9 protein-coding genes and 1 riboswitch are annotated in these 8,287 nt (G+C 39.4%); of the genes, 4 read left to right on the forward strand and 5 right to left on the reverse strand.

The features are described 5' to 3' along the window. Both AAGC65_RS23115 and AAGC65_RS23120 read left to right on the forward strand, forming a co-directional pair. Positions 1 to 584 (forward strand): DUF3291 domain-containing protein (locus tag AAGC65_RS23115; protein ID WP_343114835.1); only part of this gene is annotated, 584 nt, incomplete at its 5' end. Then, a complete protein-coding gene (locus AAGC65_RS23120; protein WP_343114836.1) occupies positions 581 to 829 on the forward strand; it encodes a hypothetical protein in 249 nt (82 codons plus the stop codon). The genes AAGC65_RS23115 and AAGC65_RS23120, both read left to right, overlap by 4 nt. Positions 830 to 1,073: 244 nt before the next feature. Here AAGC65_RS23120 and AAGC65_RS23125 read toward each other — a convergent pair whose 3' ends face one another. From AAGC65_RS23125 to AAGC65_RS23140, 4 genes are all read right to left on the reverse strand, one after another. Then, positions 1,074 to 1,760: an NAD-dependent deacylase gene (locus tag AAGC65_RS23125; protein ID WP_343114837.1), complete on the reverse strand. Its 687-nt coding sequence runs from the start codon at positions 1,758 to 1,760 to the stop codon at positions 1,074 to 1,076. A 77-nt stretch (positions 1,761 to 1,837) separates the two neighbouring features. Beyond that, positions 1,838 to 2,413: a DUF6580 family putative transport protein gene (locus tag AAGC65_RS23130; RefSeq protein WP_343114838.1), complete on the reverse strand. Its 576-nt coding sequence runs from the start codon at positions 2,411 to 2,413 to the stop codon at positions 1,838 to 1,840. A 54-nt stretch (positions 2,414 to 2,467) separates the two neighbouring features. After that, on the reverse strand, positions 2,468 to 3,538 hold the full coding sequence (locus AAGC65_RS23135) for a DUF5074 domain-containing protein (RefSeq protein WP_343114839.1): 1,071 nt from the start codon (positions 3,536 to 3,538) through the stop codon (positions 2,468 to 2,470). A 21-nt stretch (positions 3,539 to 3,559) separates the two neighbouring features. Further along, positions 3,560 to 5,581 (reverse strand): TonB-dependent receptor plug domain-containing protein, encoded by a 2,022-nt coding sequence (locus tag AAGC65_RS23140; RefSeq protein ID WP_343114840.1) that lies wholly within the window; start codon positions 5,579 to 5,581, stop codon positions 3,560 to 3,562. Between the two features lie 97 nt (positions 5,582 to 5,678). Next, positions 5,679 to 5,882: riboswitch (cobalamin riboswitch) on the reverse strand. Positions 5,883 to 5,930: 48 nt separating this feature from the next. Between AAGC65_RS23140 and AAGC65_RS23145 the strand changes: the two genes are divergently transcribed. Together AAGC65_RS23145 and AAGC65_RS23150 are read left to right on the forward strand one after the other, a co-directional pair. Beyond that, entirely contained in the window at positions 5,931 to 7,187 is a 1,257-nt protein-coding gene (locus tag AAGC65_RS23145) for a serine hydrolase (RefSeq protein WP_343114841.1), read from the forward strand. 57 nt (positions 7,188 to 7,244) lie between these two features. Next, positions 7,245 to 7,988 (forward strand): SRPBCC family protein, encoded by a 744-nt coding sequence (locus AAGC65_RS23150; protein ID WP_343114842.1) that lies wholly within the window; start codon positions 7,245 to 7,247, stop codon positions 7,986 to 7,988. Between the two features lie 77 nt (positions 7,989 to 8,065). On the opposite strand, the gene rplT is transcribed toward AAGC65_RS23150, so the two are convergent. Then, positions 8,066 to 8,287 (reverse strand): 50S ribosomal protein L20 (rplT, locus tag AAGC65_RS23155; RefSeq protein WP_343114843.1); only part of this gene is annotated, 222 nt, incomplete at its 5' end.

Consider the following 8,287-nt stretch of genomic DNA (forward strand, 5'->3'; position numbering starts at 1 on the left):
GCTCAGGCCATAACGGTACATTTGATTTACAGCCCGACTGGCAGCAATGGGGGCTCCTGGCCTGTTGGGAAAGCCGGGAAGATTTTGACCGCTTTTATCAGCACTCTTTTGTTTCAAGCTGGTGGAAAATATTGTGCCAGGAAGGCTGGACCTTGATTTGCAAGCCAATACAAAGCCACGGCAAATGGGATGGTAAAGAACCTTTTGGTGATCCTGTAATTGAGAATTATACCGGGCCTATAGCTGTGCTTACTCGAGCTACCATCAAAATAAACAGACTGAAAAACTTTTGGTCGCATGTAGATGAGGTTGCTGCATTAATGGCTTCCGCGCCTGGTTATGTTACTTCGTTTGGTATTGGCGAAGCACCGGTATATCGCCAGGCTACATTTTCAATTTGGCAAAGTTTAGCTGATGTTAAAAACTTTGCCTATAAAAGCCGCCAGCACGCAGAAGTGATCAAATTAACCCGGAGTGAAGGTTGGTACAGCGAAGAACTTTTTGCCCGGTTTGTACCCTTGGAAAGCTTTGGATCGCTCCACGGAAAAGACCCTTTAAATGATCTGCTAAAAAATAAACTATGAGAATTATTGCTGAATTACCACACCCTGATTTTAAAATATCTATCCTGAATATGAACCAGAAATTCATTGTAAAAATAGAACAGGGGGCTTTAGAGCAGAGCTATAAGATACCCGAAATGGATTTGACAGATGGGGTGAACAGTGTTTTTGAATTACTTGACGAGGTGTTTTTAAACAAGGTTGGCGCCCGTTTTAAGGAAATGCGAACTGATTATAAAGATGCGTATTTTAGATATAACTATTGATATTTAACTATTTAATTTATAGCTATTTATAAATTTATCAAAATGTAAACAAAATTATATTCTGCAAAATAGATTCGATTGCCATGAAAAACAGCTTAGTTTTACTCTTGAAAAAAGCTATACTTTAATTTGTGGTATTAATATACTGTATTACAGTTTATTGTGTTTTCTTAAAAAATATTATTCTGCGATTAAAACTGCCAAATAAATGGGAGGTTTGTCATTGAGATGGAGTCTGTACCTCTTATTTATTCAGTAATCTATCTACAAGCTCGGGTACGCCAATAGTAGCCTTTTCCTGTATTTTCATTACCGGCCCTCGCACACTTGCCTCAGGAATTTTTGGATCGACGATGTACTTGGGTACCCGAGGCCCGACATAATTGATCAAGCCGGCGGCTGGGTATACGGCCAGTGATGTACCTACCAATATAAATAGTTCTGCACGTGAACAGATGCGGGCTGCGGTTTCTATCATCGGCACGGCTTCTCCAAACCAAACTACATGCGCCCTCAGCGGCGAGCCCAATTCACAAACCTCATCCATCCCTATTTGCCAGCCATTAATAGGATAAGTAAGTTCAGGATTGATACTTGATTGCGAGCGGGTGATGATGCCATGCAAATGAATTACATTGGTTGATCCTGCACGCTCGTGCAGGTCATCAATGTTTTGGGTAATGATGGTTACTTCGTATTTTTCCTCTAATCGGGCCAGCGCAAAGTGGGCAGTATTAGGTTTGGCTTCCAATACCGATTTGCGGCGTTCATTATAAAACTCCTGAACCAGGGCCGGGTTACGCTGCCATGCTTCGGGTGTAGCTACGTCTTCTATATTGTACCCCTCCCAGAGCCCGTCGCTGTCTCTAAAGGTCTTTAAACCGCTCTCAGCGCTAATTCCTGCGCCGGTGAGTACTACCAGTTTCTCCATTTTATTCAATAAAGTAGCTATCCATAAAAAAAGCGATCTGCTTATTGGCAAATCGCTTTTCAATTGAATTGATTAATTTAAAGTGCCAGTTGTTTTTTGGTACGTAAAAAAGCGTATTTGGTTTTAGCCAATTCAAAGCCACCAAATAAGATTAAGCCAAACACCAAATTGCCGTATATCATATTGTACTCAAACGGAATGGCTTTTAACAAGGATGTACCATATCCGGCTAAAGTATGCGGATAAAGCGTACCATATAACCAAGGCAGATCTGTCAATAACCAATGTATCAATACCGCTGTGAATGAAGCTAAAACAACATTCAGCATATTTACTTTTTTCAAAAGCAAGCTTCCGGTCAATACCATCAAGGCGAAGCTTAAATAAGTAATTTCGGCACCGCTGTACCATAAGCTAAATTTTGAAGTATACAGATAATTGATCATCACGTCTGTTATAAACAAGGTTAGCAATACGGTTAAATAGCCCTTCCATTTGCTGATGAAATAAGCCCCGCCAAATAAGGCGATGGCTCCTACCGGGTTAAAGTTGCTTAAGTCTTTATATTTAAACGCAAGTAGCCTGAATGCCGCGGCCAGTACGATCATTAAAATGAGTACTATATTTCTGGTTGAATTATTCTTTGCTGTCATGACCAATGTTTGTAAAGTAAAAATACCTAATATTTTATATAAAAAAACAAACGATTACTTATTGACGAATGCAATACTTCCCGGGTTGATACCGGTAACCAGGCTATATTCATTTTTACCGGTTTTATCAAACGCGTAGATTAATCCGTTTGAGTTAAAATCCTTAGCATCGGTAACAAATACCTCATTGGTCAATGGGTCAACAGCTATGGCGTATGCATTGGTAAAGGTGGTTCCGGCAGGTGCTAAATTTGCAGCTGATATTGCAGCGGTTTTTACATTGTATATTTTTATGGTTCCGTCAGATGCAATATAGTAGGCATTATCACCCGAGATGGAGAACGGGCCACCATCAAAATCGGCAGTTGACTTAACCTGATCTGTTTTGCTGTCAATAATGGTAAGGGTTGGTTTTGCGGGATATATGTTATAAGCGTGAACAAATACATCGCCATAGCTATCAACACTAACGGCATAAGGATTAACGCCTACAGTTAGGGTCTTAGTGACAGTTGCACTGGTCAGGTCAATCACAGAAACTGTTTTATCTACATCCGGGTAACTTAAACCACCGCCATTGGCCACATATAGCTTTCCGTTACTTACAGCTAATTGTTCCGGATTGCGGCCCACCGGGATATATTTACTAACCGTGAGTGTAGCGGTATCCAGTACAGCCACATTATTATCATACAATGATATGTAAGCATTTCCCTTATAAAAAGCAATGGAGCGTGGCTCGCGTGATTTTTTATCGGCAGTTTGAAAAAGTACCTGTTTTATTGATTTGGCAGTTTTGGGGTTTACCACCTCAACAGTGCCCGATACATCAACTACGATATACATTTTTGAGCCATAAATTTTAAGGTCGTTGGCCGTATTACCCAAACCCTTGCTATTGGCTGTTGAAAAAGCATCTGGTACCAGTTTTTTTGTAGCATAGTCGTAATAAGTTAAGGCACTATTGGGCTTACCCAGGTTACCCTGATCTAAAACATATAAGCCTGCTCTTTCCTCTGCAGTAGGTTTATCCTGTCCCGGGTTTATTTTATCCTTATGGCACGAAGCCAGTATGCTTGCTAATGCAATGCCAATAAATAGGTGTTGTAGTTTAAACTGTTTCATATTTTAATTATTAATGTATCATTAAATGGTTATTTGAAAGGTAAGCCTGACCGATCTGCCGGGCATCGGGTATCCGCTGACTACCGAATAATTTTTGTCGAATAAATTATTAACCTCGACAGAAGTATGTACTGGTCTTTTGTTTATGAACAGATTATATACCAACGATGCATCGCTTACGGTATATGACGGTATATAATACTCCGGTACATTGTTGCTGTTTTGATATCTTGACGAGGAATATATCTGGTTATAGTACAAACCAAACTGATTATGCATAAAGCCTAAATTAGCCGCAAAAGTATGTTTAGGGGTATAGGGTATTTGTTCCAGGTAATAGAGATCGGTGTTGTTTGTTACATCCAGGGCTTGCTGATAAGTATAGTTAATGCTTAACAGGGTTTTCCAGTTGTAAAAAGGTTTAAACCCGCTTTTTAAATTAACATCGAGGCCTTTAATATCTACACTGCCTAAGTTAATAACTGAAGGTGTTTCGGGCGAGCGTGTGGGTATATATGATATCTTATCTTTTACATGGTTGTAATAGGCATCTGCACTAAGAGCTATATAATCAAAAATTCCGTTAAAGCTTTTAGTATATGAAGCTCCTACATCAAACTGGTCTGAGTATTCAGGTTTTATTGTTCGGGGAACTATGGCGTAATAGTATTGTTCAGCAAAGGTTGGGTTCCGGAAAGTACTTTTGTAATAAGCCCTTAGCAATAAGTTTTTATTTTTAAGTGGATTAAAAGACCCTATAATAGCTGGTGTAAATGCCGATTTGGAACTTGCTGCAGGCCCTTCCTTAACTTCATCATGTATGTAGGTATTTAGCAAATTGGCTTGTAATCGCCATCTGCCAATAGTTAAATCTGAGGCAAGTACATTAAACAAGCTTAACCGTGTTGGGAAAGCGTATTTGTAAACATCCGATTTCAGATCACTTACATCCGTATCAAAAGAGTAAGCAACTTTCCAAACAGGTAAGATATGGTAAGCCACAGCTACTGAAGCGTAATAATCATTCTGGCTATAATGCTCATTTATAAACCCAGTGTTATTAAACACATTGGTATCGGTATATCTCACTAAAGTTTTTGAAAATTTGGCGTTAAGTAAAAACTCTAAACCGTTAGCAGACAGATGTTGATAGCTCGATTGTATAAAATAATCACGATTGTATAATCGCTGATTAATGGGAGCTGCGTAAAATACCACCGCCCCTGGTAAACCCCTGCCAGAGTTGTAAAAGTTAACCAGTAAATTGAATTTGCTATTGTCGGATTTTGCCCAGTACAATCCTGCATCTGCCTGCTGGGTATGCACATCGCCATTTTTACGGATGGCTAACGTATCGGAACCATCGCCATTTTGTTTATACTTATAGCGGCCATTAGCCTCCTGAACAGAACCATTAATAACTAACGACCAATATTGACTTAACCGTTGCTGCCATTGTAAATACGGATTAAAAAGCCCGAATGAGCCACCTTTAACCCCTGCCAGTATACTGTATGGTTTGCCAGAATCTAACTTAGGCTGTACTGTTTTTATAGCAAGTACACTGGCCGACGCGTAAGCACGGGCCGTTTGAAGAATATCTGCTGGCTGTGCATTGTACAAAACTATTTCCTGAATATTATTCAGGTTGAATTTACTCAGATCGATCTGCCCGTTCTGCGCGTCATTGAGTTGTACTCCATTGTACAGCACGGCAGTATTATTTGACCCCAGGCTCCGTACGGATACTGTTTTTAACCCTCCTATTCCCCCATAATCCTGTAAAATAACTCCGGCAAAGTTTCGGATGGCATCAGCTACGTTAAAGGCACTGTAGCGGCTAAAATCGTTGGCAGTTATTTGCTGCGCCGGACTAATACCTTGTACTTGAGGAATGATTGAACCGGTTATGGTTACCTCTTTTATTTTTTTGGAAGTATCTGTTTGGGCTGATGCCGTAATTGGTAAATAAAAGGCAAAACAAAACATTACAGCACATAATAGCTGATAACTACATTTTAAATAATGTGCACTTTTTTGCATTTGTAATAAGTATCTCCTCCGAAATACAGAATACAAAGTTTGAATAGAAACCGAACAGAAAGGTTCCATACTCAAGCTTCAATCCCCGAAAGCTTTGAATAATGTATAGTGCTTTGGCAGGTATTCTGACTCGCTCCCCAAGTTATCCTGTCTTCCCGCATGCCTGTGGCAAACAGTGACAATAAGAATGGACAATGGTTAAAGAGCTTACAGCTGCGGGACAGTTACGGAATTTCACCGTATTCCCTTTTAATTCCCGATAATTAACTTTATCTGGGAAACCTAAAGCAAAGCAAAGGTAGGATAAGTATTCACCACCAGCAAGTAGCAAATCATTATATTTATCGGGATGAAACCACTCTTTACGCTTTTGCTATCATTTACCTGCATGTTCTGTAATGCTCAACAACCTGATACCGTATTTCTGAAAGATCTTTTACATAGCCACCCGGAGCTATTTTCAGGCATTCTGAACCACCCTACTCAAAATGAGATACAAATACTATATACACAAATAAACCGGGATAAGCATAATATACCTCACTTTAAATCATATAGTTATCGCCTGAATGCAAACCATTATTTTTATCCGGCAAGTACGGTTAAGCTACCAACAGCCATATTCGCACTGGAGAAATTGAACGAGTTAGGCGTTAAAGGACTAAATGCTAAATCAGTAATGATAACCGACAGCGCGTTTGCCGGGCAAACCAAAGTGAAAACCGATACCTCATCGGCAACAGGCTTACCAAGTATTGAAAATTACATCAAAAAGATATTACTGGTAAGTGATAACGACGCATTTAATCGCTTATATGAATTTGTTGGCCGGGAAGAGATCAATGCCAAACTGAAAAAGTATCACTTGAACAATACCCGCATTATTGGCCGTTTGGCCATTAACGATGCCGGAGAAAGTACCCGGCACACTAATCCTATTGATTTTTTTGGTGGCAATAAACTGGTTTATCATAAACCGGCTCAGTACGATGACAAGGAATATCCGATGCATATGGATAATATGATGCAGGGTAAGGGCTATCTGGATAAAAACGATAAACTGATCATGGAACCTTTTGATTTCACTCAAAAGAATGTGTATACCATTGCCGATCAGCAAGCGGTATTAAAGCGGTTGCTTTTTCCGGAAGCGTTTTCTAAGGAGGAGCGTTATAACCTTACCGCTACAGATTACCGGTTTATTTATCACTATATGAGCATGTTCCCTACAGAAAATATAAAGCCTACCTATAATAAGCCTGGATATTACCCGGCCTACTGCAAATTTTTATTTTACGGAGGAGATAGCACCGCGAACATAGAACCCTACATTCGGATCTTTAACAAGGTTGGAGACAGCTATGGATACAATATTGATAATGCCTATATAGTTGATTTTAAAAACAACGTAGAGTTTATGGTTACGGCTGTGGTGCAATCAAATGAAGACGGTATTTACAATGATAATAAATATGAGTACACTACTGTTTGCTTACCGTTTTTAAAAAATCTGGGTCGCGTGCTTTATCAATATGAATTGAAAAGGCCAAAAGTGAAGTTGCCTGATTTGGATAAATTTATATTTGATTATCAGCAGAATAAATAAAATCAAAACTTAGCATCGCTTGTATTGTTTAAATTTTAAACCTATTTAAACAATACTATGGCAACTACAACAATAGTAAAATATTCAGATAACTTTCCCGTGCTTTACGGTGACGACCGTATTAATTTAAAGTGGCCTGAGCGTTATACGTCTATTATTGGCGGTGTAAAATTGGGTCTCTCGGGTTTTAAAAACATCTTTTCTAATCCATTAAGCAGTGTAATTAAAATTGGCGCGGGCGGTTACCTGTTAAATCGTGGTCTTACAGGTCATTGTGAGTTGTATAAGCAGATCGGGAAGATGTCAACCAACCCTATCAATGTAAATATCCGATCGTCCTTTACAGTGAATAAGCCCAGGCACAAGGTATACAGCTTTTGGCGAAAACTGGATAACCTGCCGCTATTTATGAAGCATCTCGAAAGTGTGGAGATTATAGATGATACCTATTCGCACTGGGTTTTAAAACTACCAGCTAATGTAGCTACTGTAAGCTGGCACGCCGAAATTGTTAGGGATGAGCCTGATGAAATGATTGGTTGGAGCTCGTTACCGGATTCCGCGATCAATAATGCCGGCAAGGTTCGTTTTCAGGATACTTTAGATGGAAAAGGTACCATTGTTGATGTGGTGATCAGTTATCAACCACCTGCAGGCGGCGTTGGAGCCGGTATTGCCAAAGTATTAAATCCGGTGTTTAAAAATATGGTTGATAAGGACGTGCAAAACTTTAAACAGTATATGGATATTGATAACGATACTGAAGAGTATGATGAACAGCGGATCATTATTATTGAATAAAGAGAAAAAATTCCTATATATCAAAAAAGGCCACTAATTAGCGGCCTTTTTTGATTATAAACGTGAAACGTTTTATATTATTTTACTGCGTCGATCACGGCTTTGAAAGCATCCGGGTGATTCATTGCTAAATCAGCTAATACTTTACGATTTAAACCGATCTCTTTTGCAGCTAATTTACCTATTAACTGAGAGTAAGAAATTCCGTGCTGACGGGCACCTGCGTTAATACGCTGTATCCATAAAGCCCTGAACTCTCTTTTTTTGGTTTTACGGTCGCGGTAAGCATACTGTAAACC

It is taken from the genome of Mucilaginibacter sp. (assembly GCF_039207105.1).
Classification (GTDB): Bacteria; Bacteroidota; Bacteroidia; order Sphingobacteriales; family Sphingobacteriaceae; genus Mucilaginibacter.